The following is a 25,088-nucleotide window of genomic DNA, read 5'->3' as shown; positions in this document are numbered from 1 at the left end:
TTTCGCGTTCTAATCCTTTGCCGATGAAGAAAAACAAGGCCTCCCGCTTGGGGCTGGTCTGTAATGTATGAAATTCCCCCCCCTTAGCCTGTCTCTCCTTTTAGCCTCGCTGGCAACCAGTCCCGCCTTGGCCGCAGTTCCGCAGCCAGTCGCAGCGTTTCTCGACCAGCACTGCACTGAATGCCATGATTCAGATGTGAAAAAAGCGGGTCTTGATCTCACAGACCTCAAATTTGATCTGGCCGATGCGGATGCCGCTCTGAAGTGGCAGCGCATCTTTGAGCGGGTGCATACTGGCGAAATGCCTCCGGCCAAAAACACCCAGCCTACCAAAACAGAGGCTGAGCTTTTCCTGGCCAGTCTTGGGAAACCGCTCATCCAGGCAGATGAACAGGACATCGCCAGCAATGGGCGCGTCCGCAGCCGCCGCCTGACCCGCACAGAATACGAGCATACCCTGCACGATCTCCTCGGCATTGACCTGCCGCTCAAAGACCTTCTGCCTGCGGAGCGCGGAGCTCATGGATTCGAGACCGTCGCGGAGGCCCAGCAGCTTTCCCAGCATCAACTGGCACGTTACCTGGATGTGGCCGATCTGGCCCTGACGGAAGCATTCAAGCGGGCCCTCGATGGCGACACCGTTTTCAAGAAATTTTGTCCTCCTGAAGAACTTCCCATCAATGACCGGGGCAATTTTCGCGGACCTGAACTGAGGAAAGGGGAGAGCGTGTCCTGGCCCATGACCTTGCAGTTCGTTGGGCGGATGCCTGTCACAGCCGCCCCGGCGGACGGCTGGTACCGCATCACCTTGAAGGATGTCCGCGCGCTGAATGCGGGTCCTGTCGGCAGTGTTTGGGGCACCCTTCGCTCGGGCCGCTGCATCTCTTCCATTCCCATGCTTTACATGATTGGTCTTGTGGAGGCGACAAAGCAGCCTCGTGACCTCGTCTTTGAAGCCTGGATGTATGAAGGCAACATGCTCGAACTCAAGCCGAATGATGCCACCCTGCGCCGCGTCGCCCCTGGCGGAAAAGGTGGCAATGTTTCGTATAAAGGCCGAGATCTGGTGAAAGACGGTTTCTCTGGCATCGCCCATCGCGGTATTCACATGGAGCGAATTTATCCCACGGCGGATCGGGCCACGGTGCGCCGACATCTGCTAGGACAGGGAGACTTCAAAAAATTGGAGGCGGATAAAACGGCATCGTTGGACCGTCTCGTGGCCCAGTTTGCCCGCAGGGCCTTCCGCCGCCCGTTGAAAGCCTCGCAACTGGCCGCTTACAGCAACATCGGCCACCAGATGCTCGCCGAAGGAGCTTCTCTTACAGAGGGGCTACGGGCCAGTTACCGGGCCATTCTTTGCTCCCCACGCTTTCTGACTCTCATTGAGGCTCCCGGTGCGCTGGATGATTACGCCATCGCTTCCCGCCTCAGTTATGCCCTGTGGGTTTCCATGCCGGATTCCCAGCTCATGAAACTGGCCGCAGCCGGTGAAATGAAAAAGCCCGAAGTCATTGCCCAGCAGGTTGACCGCCTCCTGAATGATCCGAAATCTGGCCGCTTCATCCGCAGTTTCACCGACCAGTGGCTGAAGCTTAAGGAGATTGATTTCACCTCTCCAGATACCCGTCAGTTTTCCACCTTTGACCCCGTCGTCCAGGAATCCATGGTCCAGGAGACACGGGCTTATTTCCGTGAAGTAGTTTCCAATGATCTCAGTATCACCCATTTAGTGGACTCCGACTTCGCCATGCTGAACGGCCGTCTTGCCCGTCATTATGGCAGTAAAGAGCCACTTCCTCCCGGCCAGGGCCTGCAAAAGGTCATGCTCAGTCAGTCGGACCTGAAGGGACGCGGCGGCCTCGTCACTCAGGGGTCCATCCTCAAAGTCACGGCCGATGGTACCCATACCTCTCCCGTTGTGCGCGGAGTCTTCATCAATGAGCGCATTTTGGGTACTCACATCCCGCCTCCACCACCGGGTATTCCCGCCATTGAGCCGGACATTCGCGGAGCCACTTCCATCCGCGACCAGTTGGAAAAACATCGGAGCAATTCCTCCTGCGCTTCTTGCCACATGACCATTGATCCCCCCGGCTTCGCCTTGGAGAACTATGATCCTGTGGGCATCTGGCGGAAAGGGTATGGAAAGAGCGGCAAGGGAGCACCGGTGAATCCTTCCGGCGTCACGCCAGATGGAGATGCTTTTGCGGATCTCCAGGCTTGGAAGCAGATTTATACCCGCCGCAGTGACGAGCTCGCCGCCGGGTTTGCCCGCCAGTTCATCACCTATTCCACCGGTGCCAGCGTTCGTTTTAGCGAAAAGGATACCGTGGATGAAATCGTCACCCAGGCTGGAAAATCCGGCCACGGCCTTCGTTCTATTATAAGTGCGGTTGTCACTAGTCCGGTGTTTCTGCACAAATAATCCCCCCCGATATGAAAAACGTGAACTTTAACTTCGGTGCCCGGCTCTCTCGGCGCGCATTGCTGCGCGGTGCGGGTGTGTCACTCGGTCTGCCGTTTCTGGATGCCATGACCCCCGCTTTTTCAGCGGCGGCGGATACTAAAAATGCCAAGCGCTTTGTCGGCATCAGCCTGGCCCTGGGCCTGCATAATCCGAACCTTGTTCCAGAAGGTCAGGGCCGGAATTACACCCCTTCACGTTATCTGAAGCAGCTCAGCGATTTGCGCAATGATTTCACCATCGTCTCCGGCTCTTCGCATCCGGGCGTGACCGGTGGCCACACGGCTGAAGGCAGCATCTTTTCCGGTTGTCCAAACCTGCGCGGCGCCACCTCCCGCAACACCATTTCACTGGACCAGCTCATGGCCAAGCACCTCGGTCACGAGACGCGCTTTCCCTCCATGGTCCTCAGTACGGCTAACCAGACCAGCCCTTCCTACACTGAGAACGGCTCTATGATTCCGGCGGAAAACAATGCCGTCCGTCTCTTCACTAAACTTTTTGTTAACGACACACCGGCAGAGCAGGACCGCCAAGCCGAGCTGATCCGCCGTGGGCACAGCGTCATGGATGTCGTCGGTGCTGAGGCCCGCGCCCTTCAGCGTGAAGTCGGTGCCGGAGACAGAGACAAGCTGGACGCCTGGTTCACCAGCGTGCGTGAGCTGGAGCAGCGCCTCGTGGCCAATGAAGAGTGGATCCGTCTGCCCAAACCTGCCGTCTCCATGAAACCACCCACTCAGATCCCACGCGACAACGAAGCCGCTGTGGAGCGTATTTTCCTGGACATCATTCATCTGGCTCTGGCCACCGACTCCACCCGTTTTGTCACTCTGCATGTCACCGGGAACAATGTCTCCGGCATCGAAGGTGTGGATGAGAGTTATCACGGCCTCAGCCACCATGGCATGGACGAGGAAAAACTCGCCCAGCTCTCCCGCGTGGAGGAGGCTCTCATCGGTGAATGGGGCCAGTTCCTGCGCAAGCTGAAGACGGACAGTTTGCTGGATGAAACCATGGTGCTGATGACCTCCAACCTGGGCAATGCTTCTTCTCACGACAACAAGAACATGCCAGTCATGCTCGCGGGCGGTGGGTTCCGTCACGGGCAGCATCTCGCCTTCGACCAGAAGAATAACTACCCGCTGCCAAATCTCTACCTCAGCACTCTTCAGCGCCTGGGTCTGGAGGAAGATAAATTTGCCACCAGCACCTCCACCATGACGGGGCTGGAGTCCGTATAAAACAGCAGGGCGTCTTGTATTCACCCCAACCAGCAGTGTATCCGGCGCGGATACACTGCTTCCCAGGGGTATACCTGGCAGTTTCTAGCGGCAAGTCTTGACCTTCGAGTGCGAAATGCTGAATACTCGCCGCCGAATCCTGTCCAATTGCCCTGATGACCGCAGCTCCCATCCGCACCGCGCCTGAGATCCGTGACCACGAGACGCTGCGTCTCATTGGTCGGGGGGCCTATGGGGAAGTCTGGATGGCCCGTTCCGTGACGGGTGCTCTCCGCGCTGTCAAAGTCGTCTGGCGGGAGGATTATGACCAGGCGGATTCCTTTGAGCGTGAGTTCGAGGCCATCAAACGTTACGAGCCCATCTCCCGCCGTCACGTCGGTCTCGTCCCCATCCTCCAGGTCGGCCGCAGTGATGCCCAGGGCTTCTATTATTATGTCATGGAGTTGGCGGATGACTTGGAGCACGGCCGCGACATCCAGCCATCGACGTATAAATCCCACACCCTGGGTTTGCAGATGCGCCGGGAAAAACGCATCATGGCAGAGCGTTGTCTGCAGATCGGCTCAAATGTGGCCGAGGGGCTGCACTTCCTTCATGAAAACAAGCTCATCCACCGGGATGTAAAACCCTCGAATCTCATCTTCATTGATGGCAACTGCCGCCTCGCCGATATCGGCCTCGTCGCCCTGCTCGGGCAACGCAGCTTTGTGGGCACGGAGGGTTTTGTGGCACCTGAGGGTCCCGGCTCACCGGAATCAGACATCTTTTCTCTCGGCATGGTGCTTTATGAAGCCAGCACAGGCAAAGACCGCCTGGATTTTCCAGACATTCCTTCCTGTTCAGAAAGCGGAGATAAGCTGGATGTCTGGCAGCGCCTGCACCGCGTCATATGCACAGCCTGTGCCCCGAAGGCGAAGGATCGCTACACCAGTGCCCATGAAATGTCGCTGGCTCTTCGCGGCCAGCCCTTACCCTCCCGTCGCCTCGTTTGGTACTGGGCCGCAGCAGGAGCCGTCACCCTCAGCCTGGCCGTTGGTTTTGGCATGTGGCTCGCCCAGCGCAATGCCGCCCCGGTCCTGGAAGTGCAAAAAAGTCTGCCTATGCTCACCATTAAAACGGTGCCCGCGGGAGCCGATGTTTTTTCAGGTGAGGACAAGGTGGGCGTCACCCCATTGGCACTGAATCCTGAAGAAGGCGTTCCTGTCATTTATCAGCTTCGCCTGCCCGGTCATAAGCAGTTGGAGATTGAGCACAGCGCCAGCCGCAGCCGTCCTGCGGAATACGATTTGAAAATGGAGGCCACCCGCCTGCCCCAGCCTGGAGAGCGCTGGACCAATAGCCTTGGCATCGCCTTTAAACCTGCCCAGAGCGGACACCTCAGCGAGCAGCCCGTGGAGATCAAATTCTTCAAGCGCTTCCTGGAGGCCACCGGCCGTTCTTTCGAAGGAAAAGTCGTCCGCGCTTCCCTTGCCGATAATGGCAAAGACGCCTCTTATTTCGTGGTCGTGCCCGTCGGCGATGCGGAGGCCTTCCGCTTTTGGATGACCGATGCGGACCGTGCCGCAGGTGCCCTCAGCCAGGAGCATCATTATGAGGTGGAACCTTTCTATTACGTGGAAAGCGGCAATACAGGCAGTGAAGACATGCCGGAGGATCGCGACAGTGAAGCCACGGCTGGCAATGATGAAAAAGACTGGCAGGCCTTCCATCTCCGGGTGGAGCGCCAGACCTATGGCAGCGTCGTCATTCGCACCACTCCAGAAAAAGTCCGCGTCTTTCAGCATGACGAATTCCTCGGCTATACCCCCCTGGAACTCCCCCGCGTGCGCAGTGGGTCCGTGGAGTTTGAACTCCGGGAAGAAGGCTTTTCTGATGTCGTCCTGGAGGGCGAGGTAAAATCCGGTGCTCTGCTGGAGCTCTTTTCGGACATGCAAACTCGCCAGGCCGTCACCTTTGGTCGTGAATGGAAAGCCAACGGCCTCGGCCTGCGCCTCGTGCCTTTGGGGGATGTGATGATCGCCTCCGTAGAAACCCGCCGACGTGATTACCTGGAGTATGTCAAAGCCACCAACGCCCGCCGTCCGGGGAATATAGATAATGATGGCCGTGGCGGCACCCAGCCCATCGTCGGTATAGATCGTGAAGAGGCTCGCGCCTTCTGCGCCTGGCTGACAGAGCGCGAACGCAATGCCGGGCTCATTGGCCCCAAGGACCGTTATCGTCTGCCCACGGATGAAGAATGGAGCCGCGCCGTCGGCCTGCCCCTGGAACGCGGAGCCACCCCGGCGGAGCGCAATGGCCGTATCCGTGGCATTTACCCCTGGGGCTTCGACTGGCCACCTCCACCCAATAGCGAAAACTTGGCGGATACGAATGCCGGGCGCAGGACCAGCATCGAAGGTTTCATCCCAGGTTATGAAGACCGCTTCCCTCAATTAGGTGCCGTGGGAGCCTTCCTCCCCAACGAACGCGGCATCTCCGGTCTCGGCGGCAATGCCTCCGAATGGGTGGATACCGATTATGAACCCGGTGCCAAATCGGTCCCCAAGAGCAAAAAGCTCCTTGGCACGGTTCGCGGTGGCAACTGGCAGACCTTCAATCCGGATGAGCTCCTCTCCTCCGTCCGCATTCCTATCGCCATCGATACACGTCGGCCGACCATCAGCTTCCGCATCGTCCTGGAGCGGAGCAAATAGCCCCCCATAAAAAAGCCCCACGACCGCGAGGCCATGGAGCTTTTTTCAGAGACAAAACCGGCTGCTTACGCCACCAGCTCCGCCAGATTTTCGTCAAAGGTTTCCACCTCTGCTTCCTCGTACATTTCAGCCACCGCCTCGTCGAAGGCTTCCTCCAGCACGGCGATGCCTTCTTGCAGCGCCTCCAGCGGAATGGTCAGAGGCGGGCAAATTTTCACCGTCTGCCCCCATGCACCCACGGGTGCGAAGAACAGCAGCCCCTTCTGGTAGCACAGCTCGATGACACGATGCGCCAGATCATGGTCCGGCTGCTTCGTTCCACGTTTCACCGTTTGCAAACCGGCCACTAACCCCGCGCCGGTCACATTGCCGATCACTTCAGGATGCTTCGCCTGGATTTCCTGGCAAGCCTTCAGCAGCACCGGTCCCAGCCTTGCCGCATTGCCTGTTAGGTCTTCATCCAGCAGCTTGCGGATGTTCGCCAGCGCCGCTGCGCAGCACACCGGGTTGCCCGAGTGCGTGCTGGTCATCGATCCTGGTGGAAACTGGTCCATGATGTCCTGTCTGCCGATCACTGCCGCCAGTGGCAGGGATGATGAAATGCCCTTGCCGCAGCAGATCAGATCCGGCACCACACCGTAATGCTCGAAGGCCCAAAACTTGCCCGTGCGGCCAAAGCCGGACTGCACTTCGTCAAAGGTCAGCACCACATCATGCTCCGTGCACCAGGCGCGCAGTTTTTCGATATACTCCACCGGCGCGAAGTCAGGCCCCACACCCTGATAGCTTTCCATGATCACGCCCGCGATTTGGCTCGGCTTCATGCCGCTTTCTTCCACCGCCTCAAGGAAGCCGTCAAAGCTGCTGTTTTCGTCCCAGTATCCGTCCGGGAATGGCACATTGATAATGGCCGGGTCCATGTTCACGATCCAGGTCTTCTGGCCTGCCATGCCCCCAGCCTGCTGGGAGGCCAGTGTGCGGCCATGATACCCACGTTCAAAGCCAATGATGCCGATCTTTTCCCGTCCACCTACCGCGATGCCATGCGCCCGGCTCAGTTTGATGGCGCATTCTGTAGCTTCGCTGCCCGTGCTCAGCAGGAAGACTTTCTTTAAAGGCTCGGGCGAGACACTGGCGATCAGTTCGCACAGCTCCGGCCTTTCCTCACTTGGGAAGACGTAGTTGTGGATCAGCCCGCTGTTCACTTGGTCGATGATGGCCTGGCGCACTTCGGGCACGCCATGCCCGCAGTTCGTCACTAGCACACCGCTGCTCCAGTCCAGCCACCGGTTGCCGTACTTGTCATAAACGAAGATGTCTTCCGCCCGGTCCCACACGATGGGCGGCATGCCGCGCATGGACAGAGGTTCATACTTGCGGCTCCGCTCGATGTGCTGGATGGAATCAGGGTGGGGGACCGGTGTGCAGATGGTGCGATATTGGGTCGCCACGTGCGGGACGGTTGTCGGAGTAGTGTCGTATTCTTTGCCCATGGGAAATTTGGTTGGTTAGGACAATGTCACCATGTCTAGCATCCAGTGGCCCTGCTACGCGCAAACTCTCTCATGTGGGTATTTTTGTGACAGCCCCTCAAAAAGGTAAGGCATCACAGTCCAGGTCAGAAATGTATCAGTCCGGCTACACTGTGCTGGATCCCTTGTAAAATCAGGGATTTTCGATGTTGTATCGGGGCTGTAAAAACCCGTCTGGATTGTCCGGCCAGTAGGCTCCGTCCTCGATCCATTCATGCAGCGCGCCGATATCATCATCGGTTAGGGTGATGTCTAGCCGTGGCATGGTCAGCGGGTGTGTCCCCTCCCGGCTCACCGCCCTCAGCAGCAGGCTCGCATCTGGATCTCCCGGCACGATGAAGGCCCGGTCACGCTTGCGCGGTGCATAGGCTCCGCTTCGTTGTACCAGCGAGAGTCCCGCCGGCGGATTCGCCCCCTGATGGCAGCGCAGACACTGCGTCTCCAGGATCGGCTTCACATACATCACGAAGTAATCACGGCCCGCCAGTGCCTCGACGGGCTTTTCAGGTGCAGGCTTGCTGGCACAGGCGGCCAGGATCAGACCCAGGGCACAAACGGGAGCAAAGTATTTCATCGGGAGGATTCTAGCCGGATTGGATGCAGATGTGACGCCTACTTTTTCCACAACATGGCCAGGAAAAGTGGAAACTCTTTTCTAGCACGGTTTTCCGCCCGGGCGCGCGGCCCTGGCTGGCTTTCTTTGTGCGAATACCATTCCCCTAGCCCCACCATGGACAGCCCCGCCTTGAAGCCGGAGGATGTCAGTGTCTCAAAGCTGCGGTGAAAGCTCACGGTGCTTTCGCTATCCGCCTTGCCAGGATGCATCAGGATGGGGATACCCAGCGTGCTGCTATAGGCATCCACCCGCCGGTACTGGATCTTCCTCTCCTCCTCATTGCCCCAGGAGGACTGGCGCGGGATGCGGAAGGCCGGGTGATTCAGCACCCACAGCATTCTCCCACCCGGTTTTAAAACCGTGGCCGTCGCGGCGATGACCGTATCCAGGTGCTCCATGTTTTGCAGGCAAAGAATGGCCGAGGCCGCATCGAATTCACCCAGCCCGGTCAGTTCTGCTGCATCGCGGTCATAATAGCGGATGGGCGTGCGGCTCTGGTAAGTGCGTGCCTTGGCGATGAGTGTCGGCGCAGCATCCACACCCGTCACCTTTGCCCCTTTGTCTGCCAGTGCTCGGGAAAAGACACCCTGTCCACAGCCCAGGTCCAGGATGTGCTCCCCCTTCTGCGGCTGTAGCAGCGCCAGGGATTGCGGGATCACCACCGCCTGATAAAGCTCAGACCCGCGCTCTCCAAGGATCCTGTCATACCAGTCGGCAGATTTCTCCCAGGAAGTCCCACCCTGGCTACGGTCCGGGCGCGGTCCCGCCGGTGCGCCCTTACCCTGCGGCGGGCGGGGGCCGGGACGTGGCGGTGTGCGGGAGCCCGTAGGCTTGCGATGAAAGTCGGAGCGCATACCCTCTTTATCGCTTGGAGATGAGCATTATGCCATCGGGAAAAACGCAGGGCTTCCCTGACTACCTTCCTTTTGTTGTGGAATTTGTCCTTCCAGGAGGTGTGCGCCTATTCGTGGACTGTAAAGTTTTTAGGTTACTGTGTAAGGCTTTCAAGAATCGCCTTTTCAAACAGATATCGAATAGATTCACTGCCTTCGTCTGTCAGATGATTGTCATCAGCATAAAAAAACGTTCTGCCTGAGTAGTACTTGATACTTCCGTCGTTATGATAAAAGGGTAGGTCTGCTCTTAAGATTGAAAGACTGTCAAAATCATCTTTGGCTGATTCCGCTAATTTAATGTACTTTCGTCGGGTTTCATCATGAATGTCAGCCGAAAGCAAAGGGAATTTTTTATAACCGTCTGTATGCCAATGGATGAATTCACGCAAATTCCGGTGGTGGCCGACATCCAATACAGGAACTTGAGCAACGATAATCACATTAGCAAGAGGGCATAACTCCTGAAGAAACTGCCTCAATTTTGATTCGAATATTTGAGGGGTCTTGGCTCGGGTATCCCAGCGGTCTATCGCGATAATGGTTGTAGGCTTCCAGAGACTAATCCACTTTCTGCGCGCCCGATCGAATTCCCGCGCTATATCCAACGTAGCAAAATGACCATTAACGGGAGTTTCAAAAAAGGCGGGGGATCCAAGCCCAGCGCCCAAGAATCCAACGGAGACGCGATGATCGTGGCAAATGGCATCGATTACCTTGGAATACATGAGTGCATGTGAACTGCCAAGGACCACAACCTTTGGTGGAGTGTCTCCATGCAAATGTTGAATCCCTCCATTTCTCCATAGGTCCTGGTCTGGTTGAGGTACATCTGGAAAATGAAGGTCATATAATAGATCGCTAGTTGCTAAGCCTGCCTCAGGATCACGGCCAGTATCATAGAGCTTGATGCTAAAAGTAGAGATATCGAAAAGACTTCTTGGCTCAGTTGTTCGTTGTGCTAGGGCTATCAGACAAGCACACAACGCAGCAGCACTAAAGCCTGCAGCAGTTAACGAAATTCGCCATTTGTTACCAGTAGAACGGTGCCGCAGGGGTTGCTCAACAACGATGTGTGCTACCCATGCTAGAATCAATCCCAGTATGCATCCAGCAAAGGCACCAGCTAACTGTGGAAGCTCATTTTTATCTGCTAAGGCTTTCCCAAGAATAATGAACGGCCAGTGCCACAAATAAAATGAGTATGAAAGCCGTCCTGTCGCAACCATTGGAGGGCAGGCAAGGAAGCGCGATATTTTAGATCGGCCCGCTAAGGCAGAGGCGATAATCAAGATCGTTCCTGAAACAGGCACCAAGCTGATCCAGCCAGGAAACGGTGTTTTTTCATTGATGATGTAGAAGCTCAAAATGACCATGCCAAGCCCAAGAGCACTGAGAAATTCATGAGCCAGAGTCTGTGTGCCGGTTTTAAAGCTTTGGAGGGTCGCAACGAAACGGTTTTGATTGATGCTCAACAGTGAACCCAGAAAAAACTCCCAGCAGCGTGTTGGCAAAAGATAAAATGCCGCTGCCGGGTGATGATTGCTCCCATACCAGGACGCTGCAAAACTTGCTAAAGTAAAAGTTGCTAGCCATAGACTCAACCTGTGGCGCTGGTATCTGACGAGCACTGTCATTAAAAATGGGAAGAAGAGGTAAAACTGCTCTTCAATCCCAAGGGACCATGTATGGGTCAACGGTGCCCACACAGCAGAGGGTGCCCAGTAATTGCCCAAGTCTTTCCATACGTACACATTAGACAGGTTGCAGAGTGACCATAAGGCGTGGACGCCCGTGGCACGCGCATCGCTTTGAGGCATAAATTGCACCCATAGAAGCAAGACTGCCAAAAGCATGACAATAATGCTGGGCAGGAGCCTTTGTATTCTTCTTTGATAGAATTTTATTAATGACAAGCGGCCATTGTCCAGGTCGGACATAAGCACGGATGTGATTAAATAGCCTGAAAGAGCGAAAAAAATGTCCACTCCGACAAAGCCACCAGTCAAAAATTCTGGTGAAACATGAAATACAAGAACTGCCAAGATGGCCACTGCCCGAATTCCGTCGAGGGGTGCAATGTAAGGGATTTTAGTTCTTTCCAAAAGGCTCATTTACGAATTTGTCTGCATTGGGGGCGGTTATCGTGCGCTACTTTCTGCTTTCGTAAAGGGACTCATGGCCTCTCCTTACGCCCGCGCCGTACCCGGCGCGGCATGACTGTCATCCTTGAAGAAGGATTCCATACGTAGGCGCAGGTCTGCGTAAAAAGCGCTCGCCATTTCTTCCAGCATGTCTGCCGCGCCGCTCACTCCACCCGTGGTGGCCAGCCGCTCGCGTTCCAGCCGCACCTTGTCCTGGAAAGCCTGCTCCAGATCCATCAAATGTTCCAAAAAGGCCTTCGCGGCCCGGCTGCGGTCCACGCCTTCGATGAGCGCACGCTCCAGCGGCCGGTTCTGTGTGATGTGCAGGAAGGGGCTGTCCACCAGCTGCTTGGTATAGCGGTCGATGCTCTTCAGGAATGCCATGCGCTGCTGGTCATACTTCACCTCATCGCAGTCCACCAGGGAGTCATACGGTCCCGGCTTGGAGAAAAACTTCACCACCAGGGGGATGGTATCCACCAGCATGAACAGGGCGGATAGCACCAAATAAGCCGTCAGGGCAAAGCGCCCCCCCTCAGCCCCGTTTTCAAACAGGTCATGCAGGGCCAGAGTCTGTGTCAAGATGTCCCGGCGCGGTTCAGCACGCAGTCCGTCGATCCGTGTCTTCTCATCCTCCGCTAGACTCGCGATTTCCGTATGCAGGCTGTTGAGCTGGACCAAAAGCGCATCAATTTGGATCTTCAGCGTCTCACGGATGGCATTTTGCTGCCCCACAAACTGGTCCGCCTGCTCCTGCTGCACCTGCTGTTTCAGCGCGGCTACACGGGTTTCCTCCGCCTTCACCTTGGCCGCATATTCAGCATCCCTGGCAGCCAGGGCAGCATTCACACCGTCCTCTGCCGCCTTGATCTCAGCCAGCAATACTCCGCGATCTTTGGTCATTGTCTCCATCACGCCGCTGAGCCTTGCGGATTCAGCCCGCCTCCACGTCAGTTGATCTTCCTGGATGCTTTTGGCCCGTGGCCCCAGTCCGGTGATGCCGCTGCGCTGGCCATTCACCTCCCGCTCGAATTCCGTCTGCCAATGGTTCAGCTCACCCGCTATTTTTTGATACTCCGCACTCTGCTTGGCCATTTCTGCATCATGGGCCTCCAGGCGTTCTTTGCCAGGGGCCACCGCAGATGTGATTCTTGCATCCCGTTCCGCCTTGGCCGCTTGTTCATCTGCCGTCAGGGGTTTTTCCATCGGCTTGCCATCGCCATCCAGGAACTTCGCCTCGAAGCTGCCCGACCACGCCTGCCTTTGCTGGGCGATTTGATCTTCCAACGGTTTGACCCGCGCCTCCACCAGCGCTTTTTGATCTGCAGCCAGCTTGCGTGCCGTTTCGATCTCTTGCTGCCGTTCCTTTTCCACCACGGAGATGATCGTATCTTTAAAGAGCAGCAGCGTCAGCGGATGTGAAATGGTGATCCCCATCAGCGCCGCCACCACGATGCGCAGGCTGAACTGGGCTAGCTTGCGAAAAATATTTTGATAGGCCCGGTAGGTCGCCAGCAGCGCCCGGTCCACCGTCAGGATGATGAAGGCCCACACCAGCGATATCGTCGTAATGATGAACCAATTGTTCGTCAGTGTCGAAATCGCATACGCACAGGCGATCATGGCAAACGTGCAGGGCACCAGCACCGTCGCGCCAAAGGCCACATACTTCCGCCGTTCCCAGGCTGGGCAGCTTTCGAGGTTGTCGGCAGAGGCTCCAGAGAGCCAGAAGAAGACGCGTTCCAGACGGTCAATAAAAGACATGGGATAATGGGCGGTATGCCCGATGGTAAAGGTGCGGGCAATGTGCGCGAAGTCAAACGAGCTCGCAGACATCGCTGGGATGAGTTTTCAGACGGAGGCTCCTCGCCCACTATTCGCAGGATCAGGAAATTTTTACCTTTGCCGGATCCGGCGGGTCGTCCCCTTGCGCCACCGCCCATTCTGAGCGATAATCCCAGCATATGGGTTTTCCATTAGGGAGTGCTCACTCCAGGCCCCGTTTGACCTCTTTAAATCATCTCCTTCCATGAAGGCTTCCCGGTTTTATTTCCCCCTCCGTTCCCCGCATGGGGATTCCATGGGGACAATTATCCCCATGGCAGTTCGTTGATTTTCAACGAATTGAGTTCAATCATCCCCAAATGGGGAAAAATTCGCAGCTTTCCCCATCCCCCACCGCTACGGTAGCCGCGCACCGACCTTGACCCTTTCACCACTCGGGGCTAGGGTATCGGTTCGCCAGCCGACCATCCCCTGATGTCCATCGAACGTACCCGCAATTTCTCCATCATTGCCCACATTGACCACGGTAAGACCACGCTGTCTGACCGGCTGCTGGAGGCCACGCAGACCATCACCCAACGTCAGCAGCAGGACCAGTTGCTCGACAGCATGGACCTGGAACGTGAGCGTGGCATCACCATCAAGGCCCACCCGGTGTGCATGAACTACAAGGCCAAAGACGGCCTGATTTATAAGCTGAACCTGCTGGACACCCCTGGCCACGTGGATTTCAGCTACGAAGTCAGCCGCTCCCTTGCCGCTTGTGAAGGCGCTCTTTTGCTGGTGGATGCCAGCCAGGGTGTGGAAGCCCAGACCGTGGCCAACCTGAATCTGGCCTTGCAGCAAAACCTGCATGTCATCCCCGTCATCAACAAGATCGACCTGCCGAATGCGGATGTGGATAAGGTGAAGAAGCAGCTTGAGGAAATCCTTCAACTTCCTGCGGATGAAGCTGTCTCCGCCAGTGCCAAGATGGGCATTGGCATCATTGACATCCTGGAGGCCATCGTCGCTTTCGTTCCTGCTCCAAAAGAACCGGGTGATGGCTACCTTCGCGCCTCCGTTTTTGATTCCATTTTCGATCCCTATCGTGGCGTCATCAGTTACATCCGCGTGATGTCCGGCTCCATTGTGCGCGGTCAAAAAGTCCGTCTTATGGCTTCCGGAAACGACTCCGAAATCAAGGAAGTCGGTACTTTCCGCCCGAAGATGGTGGCCTGTGACAAGCTGGAAGCTGGCGATGTGGGTTACATCATCGCTAACGTGAAAACCACAGCGGATGTGAAAATTGGCGATACGCTGACGGAATCCCGCAAGCCGGCTCCTGAGCCGCTTCCTGGTTTTAAGGAAATCCACCCCCTGGTCTTCAGTGGCATCTATCCCATCAGCACTGATGACTTTGAAGCCCTGAAGCTCGCCGTGGGCAAGCTTCAGATCAACGATGCCGCCTTCACCTTCATGGCGGAAAGCTCCGCCGCGCTGGGCTTTGGTTTCCGCTGCGGTTTCCTGGGGCTTTTGCACATGGAAATCGTCCAGGAGCGTCTGCGTCGTGAGTTCAACATGGATGTCATTTCCACGTATCCATCCGTTATTTATGAACTTCGTAAAACGGACGGCACCGAGATCCTTGTGGATAACCCCAGCTTCCTGCCGTCGGCCAACGAGATTGATGAAATCCGTGAGCCCATCGTGAAGGTTTTTATCATGATCCCGAATGAATACATCGGCGATATCATGCAGTTGGTGATGGATAAGCGCGGTCAGGTGAACAACACCGAAACCCTGGATGATCGTCGCGTGCTGCTGCACACCGTCATCCCGCTGAATGAAATCCTCGTGGACTTCAATGACAAGCTCAAGTCCCTCACCCGTGGTTACGGCAGCATGGACTATGAACATGCTGGTTATAAGGCCGATGACCTGGTGAAGATGGACATGCTCATCGCAGGTGAACCTGTGGACGCCTTCTCCTGCATCGTGCACCGTGGCAAAGCTGAGGCGCGTGGCCGCCAGCTCGCTGCAAAGCTGAAGGAAGTGATTCCCCAGCAGCTCTTCGTCGTCGCCATCCAGGCCGCCATTGGTGGCAAGGTCATCGCCCGTGAATCCATCAGCGCTCTGCGCAAAGACGTGACCGCCAAGTGCTACGGCGGTGACATTTCCCGTAAGCGCAAGCTCCTGGAAAAGCAGAAGGAAGGTAAGAAGCGCATGAAGTCCATTGGCCGCGTGAACATCCCGCAAGAGGCGTTCATTGAAGTGCTGAAGACTAACTAAAAGCGTGTTTAATTTTGGGTGCGCTTTCCCCCGGCTGAGCGCGCCATGTTCTGACCACTTTTCAAATTGTAAGAACAATCACCTGGACGTTGCATCCAGCCTCGGGCTGGGTGATAGTATGCGGCTTTATGGTGCGCACCCTGGGATTTCAGACTCTCGCGATTGTTCACGGGCTGGGGGATTTTGCGCTCTTTGCGCTGAAGTCTTTTCAGTCCGTGTTAAGTTCGCGGCGGCTGTTCCGTCGGGTCTTGCGTGCCGTCTTTGAGCAAGGCGTCCGCTGCCTGCCGGTGATCCTCATCGTTGGCCTTTTCACCGGCCTTGTTCTTGGTCTCCAGGGATACTATGTGCTTAACCGTTTCGGTTCGGAGAGCCTCTTGGGCGCACTGGTTTCACTCAGTCTTGTTCGCGAGATGGGTCCCGTGCTGGCTGCTCTCATGCTCGTAGGCCAGGCGGGTTCCGCCCTTGCGGCAGAGCTGGGCATCCAGCGCAATACGGAGCAGGTGGCCGCTCTGGAAACCATGGGCGTCAGCAGCATCGGCTATCTGGTCACCCCGCGTTTGCTCGCGGCCTTGGTCGTGTATCCCATGCAGACCGCGCTTTTTGTCACCATTGGTTTGTTCGGCGGCAGTCTTTCCGGCTCCTGGTTGCTCGGATTAGAGTCAGGCATATACTGGTCTGCTGTGGAGCGGGCGGTGCAGATGCAGGATGTCACGGAGTGTTTTTTGAAGGCCACCACCTTTGGGTTCCTCACCATCGCCCTCTGTGCTTATCACGGGTATAACGCCCACCGCTGCCGCACGGCCACCGGAGCACGCGCCGTCAGTGCCTCCACCACCCGGGCTGTGGTTCAGTCCAGCATCACGGTGCTGGCGGCCGATTACATGATCACCTCCTTCCTTGTCTGATCATGGTTACCCCTTCCCAGAATCTGCTGCTTCAGGTGCAGGGCGTTCATAAACGCTTTGGTGATAATGTGGTGCTCGCTGGGGCAGATCTGGATGTCCCTCGCGGCAGCGTAGTTACTGTCATGGGACGCAGCGGCACCGGCAAATCCGTCTTCCTCAAATGCTTGGCCGATGTCATTCGCCCCGACTCAGGCAGCATCTGTTTTGATGGCCGCCCGCTGGAAACCAGGGATGCCAAAACCCGCATGGAGTTTCGCCGACGTTGCAGTTTCCTATTTCAAAGCAACGCTCTGTTTGATTCCCTGACCGCTTTGGAAAACGTCGCCCTGCCTTTGGAGCAGACCTTGGATTTGTCTGACAAGGAAATCCGCGAGCGCAGTCTCGAGGCCTTGCGCCAGCTAGAATTGGAGGCACATCATGACCGCTACCCCAGCCAGCTTTCCGGCGGCATGCAGAAGCGTCTGGCCCTGGCCCGCGCCATTGTCACCCGGCCTGAACTGGTGCTTTTTGACGAACCCACCGCCGGTCTGGACCCTCTGCGCAGAAACGCCGTTTTTGTTATGATCGCCAAGTATCAGCGCCAGTTTGGCTTCACCGCCGTCGTTGTCACTCACGATGTGCCTGAGGCGCTGATCTCCAGTGACCGCGTCGCTTTGCTGGATCAGGGCCGCATGCATTTTCAAGGCACACCCGCAGAGTTCCGGGTCTCATCCGATCCTGTAGTGACAAGTTTCCGCGACAATACCACCGCCCTGAGCGCTTCATTGACCGCCATTCGCAGTGGCGAAACTCTTCCATCTCAAGATTCATGAAACAGACCAAGCTCGAATTCCTCGTTGGAGTCTTTGTCCTCCTCGGTCTTGCCGCCATCGCTTACCTGACGGTGAAGCTCGGCGGCGGCTCCTTGCTGGGAGGGGATACATATGCTTTGGAGGCCCGGTTCAGCAGTGTCAGCGGTCTGAATACTGGCAGCAGCGTCCTAGTCGCTGGCGTGCCCGTCGGGCGGGTGGAGGCTATCCGCGTGGAACCTTCCGAATACACCGCCATTGTCTCTTTCCGCGTGATGTCCGACCTGCGTCTTCCCACAGATTCCATGGCTTCGATTAAGACAACCGGTCTGATTGGTGATAAATATGTAGCACTTTCACCCGGTGCAGACGAAACTTTCCTGAAGGCTGGCGAGCGAATCACAATGACGGAGTCTTCCGTTGATATAGAATCGTTAATCGGAAAGATGGCCTTCGGTAGCGTCTCAGAAGAAACAGAAAAAGCTCCTCCTCCATGAACCGACGTTCCTTTTTTGCCCTTATCGCACTGACGCCATTTCTGGCGGGGCCTGTGCATGCATCCACCGCAGAAGCTCAGCAGCGTTTAAAAACGGCTGTGAATGAAGTGCTCGCTGTTTCCAATAGCGTTTCCAGCCGCAGTGCCTTGGCAGAAAAAGCCCGGCCTGTTTTGCAAAAGCACATCAGCTTTGAAACCATGACCCGCCGAGCGGTGGGTGTCGGCTGGCGCCAGTTCAGTGGTGACCAGCAGAAAAAAGCCGTGCAGCTTTTCACCACCCTGGTGATCCGCACTTATAGCGGCAAGTTCACTCCGGGTGAAAGCGCCACGGTCAATTTCAAGACGGCTCTCGCCCCGGCCGCTGGCCGCGTGGATGTCCCGACGGATCTGATCTATAAGGGCAGCCGTTACAACGTCACCTACCGCATGGAGCAGGAAAGCGGATGGCGCATTGTCGATGTCGTCATCGAAGGCGTCAGCATGGTGGCCAATTATCGTGCCCAGCTTGATGCATCTTTTAAGAAAGGGGGGGCGACCGCTGTAATTAGCTCTCTCGAACAATCTGTCTCTCGCCCCTAATGAAGCCTGGATCCACCACCCTCCGCCTGCTTTTCCTCTCCGTCATTCCGTTTTTGACGGACTGCGCTACCAAATCCCAACCTGCACCTCCAGCGGACGCCCCTGTGGTTGATGCTGCGGATGCTGTGGATGAACTGGATGACTATGGGGCCACCGTCGCAGTTTCAGATCCTCTTGAGGGTCTGAACCGGGCCACCTTCAAGCTCAATGACGGTATCTATAACTTTGTCTTCCGTCCAGTCGCCAAAGGGTATGAATTCGTTGCCCCAACCCCCGTCCGCAAGGGCCTGGGCAACTTTTTCGACAACGTCAAATTCCCCATCCGTTTCGTTAATAGCGGTCTCCAGGGCAAATTTGGCCGTGCAGGTAAGGAAGCTCAAAAGTTCGGCGTGAATACCATTGCTGGATTTGGTGGATTCATCCGCCAGTCAGACAAGATCCCCGCCCTGACCGCTGTCCCCAAAGAGGATACCGGTCAGACCTTTGGCCGCTGGGGTGTCGGTACAGGACCTTATCTTGTCTTGCCGATACTTGGACCAAGCAATCTACGCGATGCTGTTGGTTATGCAGGAGACTATGTCTTGAATCCCACCCACTGGGGTCTGTTCATGAAGGGTGATACCAATGACTGGGCCTGGATTCCTGGCACCGTAGATACCATCCAGTCCAGCCCGGACCTCTTGTATTACTATGACGAGTCCTGCAAGAACTCCGTGGATCCATACCTCTCCGTCCGCAGTACTTACATGCAGAACCGGGATGCAGCGGTGAAGGAATAAGCCCGCTATTTGAGTCTTTAGACAGCCTTCAGAATAATCTTTATTCTATGGCTGCTAGGGTACTCTGTATGAGAGATCAGCAGAGATGGTGTGGTATGAATAGGGACAACCTATGATGTCCCCCCATCCCTTTTCTCGGCCTATTCATGGTCGGGTGCTCTTTCTATCTTGGATTGCATCGCTGATCTTCTCATTACCTGGTTTGGTCAAAGGGGCTGCTGTCACCTGGAATGGCGGCGGGGCGGATAACAACTGGGGCACGGCTCTCAACTGGGGCGGCCAGCTACCCCTGAGCGGTGATTCTTTGTTCTTTGGTGGTGCCTTGCGCCTGACTGCGGCCAATAACCTCACTGCGGATACTCAATTCGCTGGCATCACCTTCAATGCAGATGCGGAGGCCTTCACCCTTTCGGGAAACCGCATTATTCTCGGCGGCGATGTAACCAATAACTCCACTTTTCTCCAGACCCTCAGCCTGGCCATGCTGATGCAGGCCACACGCACCTTTGATGCGGCAGCAGGGAGCCTGACCTTGAGCGGTATCCTCAGTGGAGATGGGGGCCTCACAAAGATCGGAACTCAGACGCTCACTCTTAGTGGCACCGCCTCCAATACCTATACCGGTCTAACCTCCGTCGAGGCCGGGATTCTGCGGCTGGATAAAACCTCCAACCGCAATGCGGTAGCTGGGAATCTAGATATCCGCAATGGTGGCAAAGTGACCTTCGCTCGCTCTCATCAGCTTGCGGATACCACGGTGGTCACCGTTAGCGGCCTGGGCAGTGTCTTTAATGGCCAGGGAACCAATTCGATGCTGACTTCAAATCTGACCGAAACCATCGGCGGTCTGACCATGACTGGCGGCTCGTTCAACGCTGGATCGGGTTCCAACTGGACGATCGACGGTGCAGGGAGTTTCACTGGCGGAAGCGAGAATACCATCTTTGTCGGAAACAGCAGTGCTCGCCTGACTTTTGGCAGCCTCAGCCTCACTAATATGCCCGCTACTGCGGGCGGTACAGTGCCAACAAACAACAGCTTTACCCTCTATGGAAACTCACCAACCCTCGGCATCATCACCATTAAAGAGGGTGGTTTGTTCCTCGATGGATCGAGGCTGAATCTTCGCGGAGGGAATTCGGAAGCTGCTGGTAGTAAACTGGTGCTTAACAGTGATGTCACCGTGACTGGAACCACGGCTTCAGCCATCTGGGAGGATACGGCGGGTGGAAGAACCGGCATGGTGCGTGTGGAACTGGGCGGTGACGCAGATCCTGTGGAGCGTGTCTTCGATGTCAGCGGTGGAGGGGCCAGCCTAACTATCAATGTGGAAATTACCAACGGGGCTTCTTTGGAGGCGGGGTTGACGAAGACAGGGGCTGGAAGGCTTACTCTTTCCGGTGACCGGGCTAATAGCTACTCAGGGCTGACCCGCGTCAATGGGGGAGAGCTGGTTCTGAATCAATCCGACAATGTAATCGCTGTGGCTGGTGACATTATTGTCAACTCTGGCGGCACCCTCACGATGGCGGCGGATGAACAGATCGCAAATACAGCGGGTATCACGGTGAATACCGGGGGGACTATTTCCGGCTGGCTGACCACTGAAACCATTGCCTACTACACACAGAATGGCGGCGGCCTAACAGCTTCCGATAACAGTGGTCAGGTCACCATCACAGGTGCACTGACTCTGAGTGGAGGCAATACCTTCACCATCAACAGTCTGCCCGGCTCAGCCATTGCTCCGCATTTTCAGGCTCGCAGCGTTGTCCTCACCGGGGCGAACATTTTGATCGGTGGCAACAACGGCACGGGGAATCCACGCACGGCTCTGACCGTTGGCAGTGACGGCCTCTCCATGGCGGGACGCACCATTACCCTGTATCGTGGCAATTCAGGCGTCACTCTCAATCTCAACGGTGACTTCTCTGGTACAGGGAATAATTTTATCCTGGTTAGCAACAGTGGCACCATTGAGCCGCACATCGATCTGGGGAATGCCGTCCGCATCTTTGATATCACCAGCGGCACCACCGATATCAGTGTCGGCATCGTGGGGAATGGGGGTATAACCAAAACTGGAAATGGAACTCTGACATTCACGGGATACCTGCCCAAAACCTATACCGGCACGACAACGGTGAGCGGCGGCATTCTGGACCTGGATCAAACAGCGGGCACGGATGCCATCACGGGACCTTTGGTGATCGCCACAGGTGGCACACTATTGCTCAGTCAAAACGAGCAGATCGCCAATACCACAGGCATAACTGTCCAGGGCGGAACCATTTCAGGATTTACCACACAGGAAACATTGGCCTACTATACCCAGGAAACGGGAGGTTTTCTTGCTTCCGGTAATAGGGGGGATTTAACGGTCCTTGGCACGGTCAAGCTTCTCGGCGGCCGTGATATGACGATCAACAGCGGCGGCGCGGATGCCCCGGTGTGGGAGTTTTATGCGGCGGAATTGACCGGGGCGGGAATGCTGGTCGGTGGGAACAATGGAGTGGGCAATCCTAAGACGAGTTTAACTATCGGTGAAGGTGGCCTCACTCTGGGCGGCCGGACCATCACCCTCAACCGGGGCAATGCCGGGGTGGAAATGCATCTGCTGGGTAACCTCACCGCGACAGGTACCAATTCCATCACCACGGGTTCCTCGGGTGCCGTGGAGGCTGAACTGCATCTGGGCACTGGCACACGCACTTTCCAGATCACCTCCGGGACGACCACGATCGGGGTGAAGGCGATGGGGGCTGCGGCAATCGAAAAGACCGGTAATGGCACTCTAGTAATGAATACCGCCAGCACCTACAGCGGCGGCACCACCATCAGTGCGGGCACATTGCGCATTCTCAACACAACTGGCAGCGCCACCGGTAGCGGTGCCTTTATCCTGGCATCTCCGGCCATTCTGACTGGCAATGGTAGGATCGCTTCAGCGGCGGATATGGATATCACCGTCAATGGCACACTTACTATTGGTGCGCCGTCGCAGACGGCAGGTAATGCGCTCACATTGAGTACGAGCGGCATGGGTTCGCTGGAGATTGGCGGCCGGGTAAACATCGATCTGTTCAGCGGTCAGCAGAGTGGTGTACTGAATGCCGCCACTACTGCGGACATGCTAGTCCTGGAAGGAGCCGATGGTCTGACGCTGGGGGCAGGTGCTATACTGAGCATCTCCACGAGCATTGCCATTGATGCGGAAAATTCAGCAGGATGGGTGGAAGGCACTTCTTGGCAGGTGATCGACTGGAGCGGTCTAACTGGAGGTGTAACTGGGTCTTTTAGCAATCTGACGGGATCTCAGGTGGCCAATTTTCCCCAACTGCCGGACCTGAGTCCCCTCGGCTTCTTTTGGGATGTCTCCAATCTTTATACCACTGGCGTCATCACGGTCGTCATTCCTGAGCCTTCGAGGTTGTTCTTGGTGTTCGTCGGAATCGGCGCACTGGGCATGCGCCGCCGACGGGTTGTGTAATTATACCCCATACCTCAACCAGTCACCTGGGGGAGAAAGTGGGGCCGCTTGGAAAGCCGCGCTTTGCTCTTCCGTCAGTGCAGTATCAGGGGCGGTAAACTGTCGGGTGGCATTCGCCAAGCACAGTCGGATGAGGTCTTCTTTTAGCGGTCCCCTAACAATAGGCATCGCGCTGAGGATGCGTTCATGCGCACCCACTTGCAGCGAGCGCTGGCTGGCGGGCTTTTCGTCTTCTGCTACGTTGGCGGAACTCGTCCATCGAGTGCCTGCATTGCATTGCGGAGCTGTGGGCAGGAGGACACATGTTCCGTTAGGCAAAGGTTTGTCAGGCAGGGTGGCGGTCGTGTTTTCAGGCAAGAGGTATTCCCCAGGATGAGTTGGGGCTGAGGTTTCGCGCATGACACGGAAGGCCCATTCCAAGCTTGGGATGAAGCTGATGGAGGCTTCGAGCCCAGTTTCCCGCAGGCGGCTGGCCCAGGGCAGCTCGGTCATGGTGGGATCCACCGCAGCGAGGATGTGGCTGGCTTCCGCATTCACCTCTTTTACGCTGTTGCTGAGGACAGACCAAAGGGGCGTCCAGTCCAGTTCCGCAGGTGTCGTCTGTAATGTGCGCAGCCGGTCATGATGGATGACGCGTCCAGCTGGCCCTTGCACGATCAAACTATACCGGCCCTGGGCGGGATCACCACGAAAGACGAGGCTGATCCAGACGGTGCCTACCAGTTCCGGGCGCTCACGTAATTCCGCAGCGACTGACCAGAGCTCCACCTGCCGCTGATGTTCAAGCTGCTGCATGTGACGAGGCTCTGTCGCCAGTGTTTGCACGAGAGAGGAAGGCTGCTTGCGACCATGCAAATGGCGCAGCGACAGCAGGCGCAACTCTAGAGGAAGAATGCGTAACAGGGTGACCTCACGATCATGCAGCGTCTCGTGCAGGATGAAGAGTTGTTCGGGATCCTGAATAGCCTCCGGCTCTAGGCGTGCCCACGCAGTGCGCAGGGAGCGGGTCCAGTCCTGCCAGATTTCATGATCGCGCAGGAAGGGCATTCGCCTCTGGCTCTGACGCAGACTTTGAGCAAAATTGAGCACCCGTTCAGCATTTGCAGGCAGGTGTGGAAGCAAGCGACCAAGAGTCGTCAAGCGATGATGACGGGTGGCCAGAGTGGCGGCGGATTGCAGGAGGTCGTGCTGCTTTTTTAGGGCATAAGACTGCGCCTTGCGGGCGATCCAAGAAAGTGCGGCCAGGGGATGATGCAGCACCACACCTGCCTTGCGCAGCAATTCCCAGTCGGGATCGTTTTCCACCTCAAGCATGAGCTGTCGATGGGCGGCATCCTTGCTGTCCAGGTATTGGCGCGCGGCAGTCTGTCCGCTTTCACTGGCAGGTGGATCTCCAGGGAAGGGGAGTTCATCGTAGATGACCCGCAAAGTTGGTGGCACAGAGAGCCCGGCTTCTGCCAAGGCCCAGGCGGCGACACGGCAGCTTTGCTGCATCGGCTCAGGCAGGTTGGGCGGTGAAAGATTCAGGGCCAGCGCAGCCAGTCTTCCGGCTTGGTCGGCGTCACCACCGAGGCGGGCTGTGGTGGCAGCCGCTAGCAATACTTCGATCTCAATCACGCGTGCAGGATTCTGAGCCGTGCGGGTATCCCTCAGCAGCATCCAGGCCGTGAAATGCCACGGGGCCAAGTCGCTGGTGCGGGCAGGGTTCGCTGCGGTTTGATGCTGGATCAAAGAATGAATGGCCAGGGCCAGACGCCGCGCAATTTGTCCCTGGGTGAGAGGCCAGACCAGACCGCTTTCCCAGAAGCCAAGATCCGGTTTACGCCCCAGTTTCCAATCACTCTGGGCGGCTTGGATCAATGCGTTAAGATCAGACCAAAGTGTCGCATCATCGGGATTGATGAAGCCGCGTCCCAGCCATAACAAAAGGGCTGTTGCTTGTGGTGCGGCCGTGAGTGGCACCCTCGGTTGCCGACCGCCACCAAGCCATTGGCGCAAGGCATCCAGCAGCAGGTTTTTACGCGCCACCGAAGCCAGGGCCGGGGATTGCATCACATCTGGCATCAGGGCCAATGCAGCCCAGTGAATGGCCGGTTCAGGCGACTTCAAAGCACGCACTGCCAAGTCCACCGGATCCTGCTTCCGCTGGGGTGGACATTCCGTCCCCTGAAGCTCCCGCCACAGGAGATAATCTGGACGCTGAGAATGCTGGGCATCCAACTTCTGCCAATGGTCTCGAAGTGCTCCCCGCCCAAGTTTGCCCGGCTGGGTTTTGCGCCAGCGGTCATGCTCCTGGATGATGGTCCCCAAGGGAACAATAGGGGCAGCATTTCGTGCAGGTGGCTGGGTCTTGCGTGGTTGGCGCTGAGCAGTCATGAAGCAGCCACTTTAGCGAGCCTGCGTGTA

The 25,088-nt window shown here is 56.6% G+C and carries 16 protein-coding genes; 10 read left to right on the top strand and 6 right to left on the bottom strand.

The genetic code is table 11. The annotated features are described in order from the left end of the window. Nucleotides 1-67 precede the first annotated feature (67 nt). From EI77_RS01035 to EI77_RS01025, 3 genes are all read left to right on the top strand, one after another. The gene (locus tag EI77_RS01035; protein WP_133792901.1) at nt 68-2,428 is read left to right on the top strand and encodes a DUF1592 domain-containing protein; all 2,361 of its coding nucleotides are present in this window, start codon (nt 68-70) and stop codon (nt 2,426-2,428) included. An 11-nt stretch (nt 2,429-2,439) separates the two neighbouring features. Beyond that, nucleotides 2,440-3,708 carry a DUF1552 domain-containing protein gene (locus EI77_RS01030; RefSeq protein WP_133792900.1) on the top strand — a complete coding sequence of 423 codons (1,269 nt, stop codon included), beginning with the start codon at nt 2,440-2,442 and terminating at the stop codon, nt 3,706-3,708. A 155-nt stretch (nt 3,709-3,863) separates the two neighbouring features. After that, complete coding sequence (locus EI77_RS01025) at nt 3,864-6,404, top strand: bifunctional serine/threonine-protein kinase/formylglycine-generating enzyme family protein (RefSeq protein ID WP_133792899.1); 2,541 nt, start codon at nt 3,864-3,866, stop codon at nt 6,402-6,404. Between the two features lie 65 nt (nt 6,405-6,469). Here the strand turns inward: EI77_RS01025 and EI77_RS01020 are convergent, their stop codons facing one another. From EI77_RS01020 to EI77_RS01000, 5 genes are all read right to left on the bottom strand, one after another. After that, nucleotides 6,470-7,897 carry an aspartate aminotransferase family protein gene (locus tag EI77_RS01020; RefSeq protein ID WP_133792898.1) on the bottom strand — a complete coding sequence of 476 codons (1,428 nt, stop codon included), beginning with the start codon at nt 7,895-7,897 and terminating at the stop codon, nt 6,470-6,472. 172 nt (nt 7,898-8,069) lie between these two features. Beyond that, nucleotides 8,070-8,510, bottom strand: a complete 441-nt coding sequence (locus EI77_RS01015; protein WP_133792897.1) for a c-type cytochrome domain-containing protein — start codon at nt 8,508-8,510, stop codon at nt 8,070-8,072. A 38-nt stretch (nt 8,511-8,548) separates the two neighbouring features. Further along, nucleotides 8,549-9,406, bottom strand: a complete 858-nt coding sequence (locus EI77_RS01010) for a class I SAM-dependent methyltransferase (RefSeq protein ID WP_133792896.1) — start codon at nt 9,404-9,406, stop codon at nt 8,549-8,551. A gap of 134 nt (nt 9,407-9,540) precedes the next feature. Further along, on the bottom strand, nt 9,541-11,559 hold the full coding sequence (locus EI77_RS01005; RefSeq protein ID WP_133792895.1) for an acyltransferase family protein: 2,019 nt from the start codon (nt 11,557-11,559) through the stop codon (nt 9,541-9,543). 75 nt (nt 11,560-11,634) lie between these two features. Beyond that, the gene (locus EI77_RS01000; RefSeq protein ID WP_133792894.1) at nt 11,635-13,425 is read right to left on the bottom strand and encodes a DUF4407 domain-containing protein; all 1,791 of its coding nucleotides are present in this window, start codon (nt 13,423-13,425) and stop codon (nt 11,635-11,637) included. Between the two features lie 423 nt (nt 13,426-13,848). Here EI77_RS01000 and lepA point away from each other — a divergent pair, with 423 nt between their 5' ends. From lepA to EI77_RS00965, 7 genes are all read left to right on the top strand, one after another. Continuing rightward, nucleotides 13,849-15,645, top strand: coding sequence for a translation elongation factor 4 (gene lepA, locus EI77_RS00995; RefSeq protein WP_133792893.1), 1,797 nt, complete (start codon nt 13,849-13,851; stop codon nt 15,643-15,645). 128 nt (nt 15,646-15,773) lie between these two features. Beyond that, entirely contained in the window at nt 15,774-16,550 is a 777-nt protein-coding gene (locus EI77_RS00990; RefSeq protein ID WP_133792892.1) for an MlaE family ABC transporter permease, read from the top strand. Between the two features lie 2 nt (nt 16,551-16,552). Beyond that, nucleotides 16,553-17,362 (top strand): ABC transporter ATP-binding protein, encoded by an 810-nt coding sequence (locus EI77_RS00985; RefSeq protein WP_133792891.1) that lies wholly within the window; start codon nt 16,553-16,555, stop codon nt 17,360-17,362. Then, nucleotides 17,359-17,835: an outer membrane lipid asymmetry maintenance protein MlaD gene (gene mlaD / locus EI77_RS00980; RefSeq protein WP_133792890.1), complete on the top strand. Its 477-nt coding sequence runs from the start codon at nt 17,359-17,361 to the stop codon at nt 17,833-17,835. The genes EI77_RS00985 and mlaD overlap by 4 nt, the downstream gene beginning before the upstream one ends. Next, entirely contained in the window at nt 17,832-18,413 is a 582-nt protein-coding gene (locus EI77_RS00975) for an MlaC/ttg2D family ABC transporter substrate-binding protein (protein ID WP_133792889.1), read from the top strand. The genes mlaD and EI77_RS00975 overlap by 4 nt, the downstream gene beginning before the upstream one ends. Continuing rightward, nucleotides 18,413-19,192 (top strand): MlaA family lipoprotein, encoded by a 780-nt coding sequence (locus EI77_RS00970; protein WP_133792888.1) that lies wholly within the window; start codon nt 18,413-18,415, stop codon nt 19,190-19,192. The genes EI77_RS00975 and EI77_RS00970 overlap by 1 nt, the downstream gene beginning before the upstream one ends. A 154-nt stretch (nt 19,193-19,346) precedes the next feature. Continuing rightward, nucleotides 19,347-22,682 (top strand): autotransporter-associated beta strand repeat-containing protein, encoded by a 3,336-nt coding sequence (locus EI77_RS00965; RefSeq protein ID WP_208300231.1) that lies wholly within the window; start codon nt 19,347-19,349, stop codon nt 22,680-22,682. On the opposite strand, the gene EI77_RS00960 is transcribed toward EI77_RS00965, so the two are convergent. Continuing rightward, complete coding sequence (locus EI77_RS00960) at nt 22,683-25,058, bottom strand: hypothetical protein (protein WP_133792886.1); 2,376 nt, start codon at nt 25,056-25,058, stop codon at nt 22,683-22,685. It lies immediately after the preceding gene. Nucleotides 25,059-25,088: the final 30 nt, after the last annotated feature.

Origin of the sequence: Prosthecobacter fusiformis, from assembly GCF_004364345.1 — a bacterium.
Lineage (GTDB): Bacteria > Verrucomicrobiota > Verrucomicrobiia > Verrucomicrobiales > Verrucomicrobiaceae > Prosthecobacter > Prosthecobacter fusiformis.
Note: the sequence above shows the minus strand (reverse complement) of the source record. Positions and strands in the feature narration are given on the sequence as shown.

Excerpts from the sequence above, each read along its gene's own strand:
- EI77_RS01035 (WP_133792901.1), top strand. The coding sequence starts at position 68 with ATGAAATTCCCCCCCCTTAGCCTGTCTCTCCTTTTAGCCTCGCTGGCA.
- EI77_RS01030 (WP_133792900.1), top strand. The coding sequence starts at position 2,440 with ATGAAAAACGTGAACTTTAACTTCGGTGCCCGGCTCTCTCGGCGCGCA.
- EI77_RS01025 (WP_133792899.1), top strand. The coding sequence starts at position 3,864 with ATGACCGCAGCTCCCATCCGCACCGCGCCTGAGATCCGTGACCACGAG.
- EI77_RS01020 (WP_133792898.1), bottom strand. The coding sequence starts at position 7,897 with ATGGGCAAAGAATACGACACTACTCCGACAACCGTCCCGCACGTGGCG.
- EI77_RS01015 (WP_133792897.1), bottom strand. The coding sequence starts at position 8,510 with ATGAAATACTTTGCTCCCGTTTGTGCCCTGGGTCTGATCCTGGCCGCC.
- EI77_RS01010 (WP_133792896.1), bottom strand. The coding sequence starts at position 9,406 with ATGCGCTCCGACTTTCATCGCAAGCCTACGGGCTCCCGCACACCGCCA.
- EI77_RS01005 (WP_133792895.1), bottom strand. The coding sequence starts at position 11,559 with ATGAGCCTTTTGGAAAGAACTAAAATCCCTTACATTGCACCCCTCGAC.
- EI77_RS01000 (WP_133792894.1), bottom strand. The coding sequence starts at position 13,425 with ATGTCTGCGAGCTCGTTTGACTTCGCGCACATTGCCCGCACCTTTACC.
- lepA (WP_133792893.1), top strand. The coding sequence starts at position 13,849 with ATGTCCATCGAACGTACCCGCAATTTCTCCATCATTGCCCACATTGAC.
- EI77_RS00990 (WP_133792892.1), top strand. The coding sequence starts at position 15,774 with ATGGTGCGCACCCTGGGATTTCAGACTCTCGCGATTGTTCACGGGCTG.
- EI77_RS00985 (WP_133792891.1), top strand. The coding sequence starts at position 16,553 with ATGGTTACCCCTTCCCAGAATCTGCTGCTTCAGGTGCAGGGCGTTCAT.
- mlaD (WP_133792890.1), top strand. The coding sequence starts at position 17,359 with ATGAAACAGACCAAGCTCGAATTCCTCGTTGGAGTCTTTGTCCTCCTC.
- EI77_RS00975 (WP_133792889.1), top strand. The coding sequence starts at position 17,832 with ATGAACCGACGTTCCTTTTTTGCCCTTATCGCACTGACGCCATTTCTG.
- EI77_RS00970 (WP_133792888.1), top strand. The coding sequence starts at position 18,413 with ATGAAGCCTGGATCCACCACCCTCCGCCTGCTTTTCCTCTCCGTCATT.
- EI77_RS00960 (WP_133792886.1), bottom strand. The coding sequence starts at position 25,058 with ATGACTGCTCAGCGCCAACCACGCAAGACCCAGCCACCTGCACGAAAT.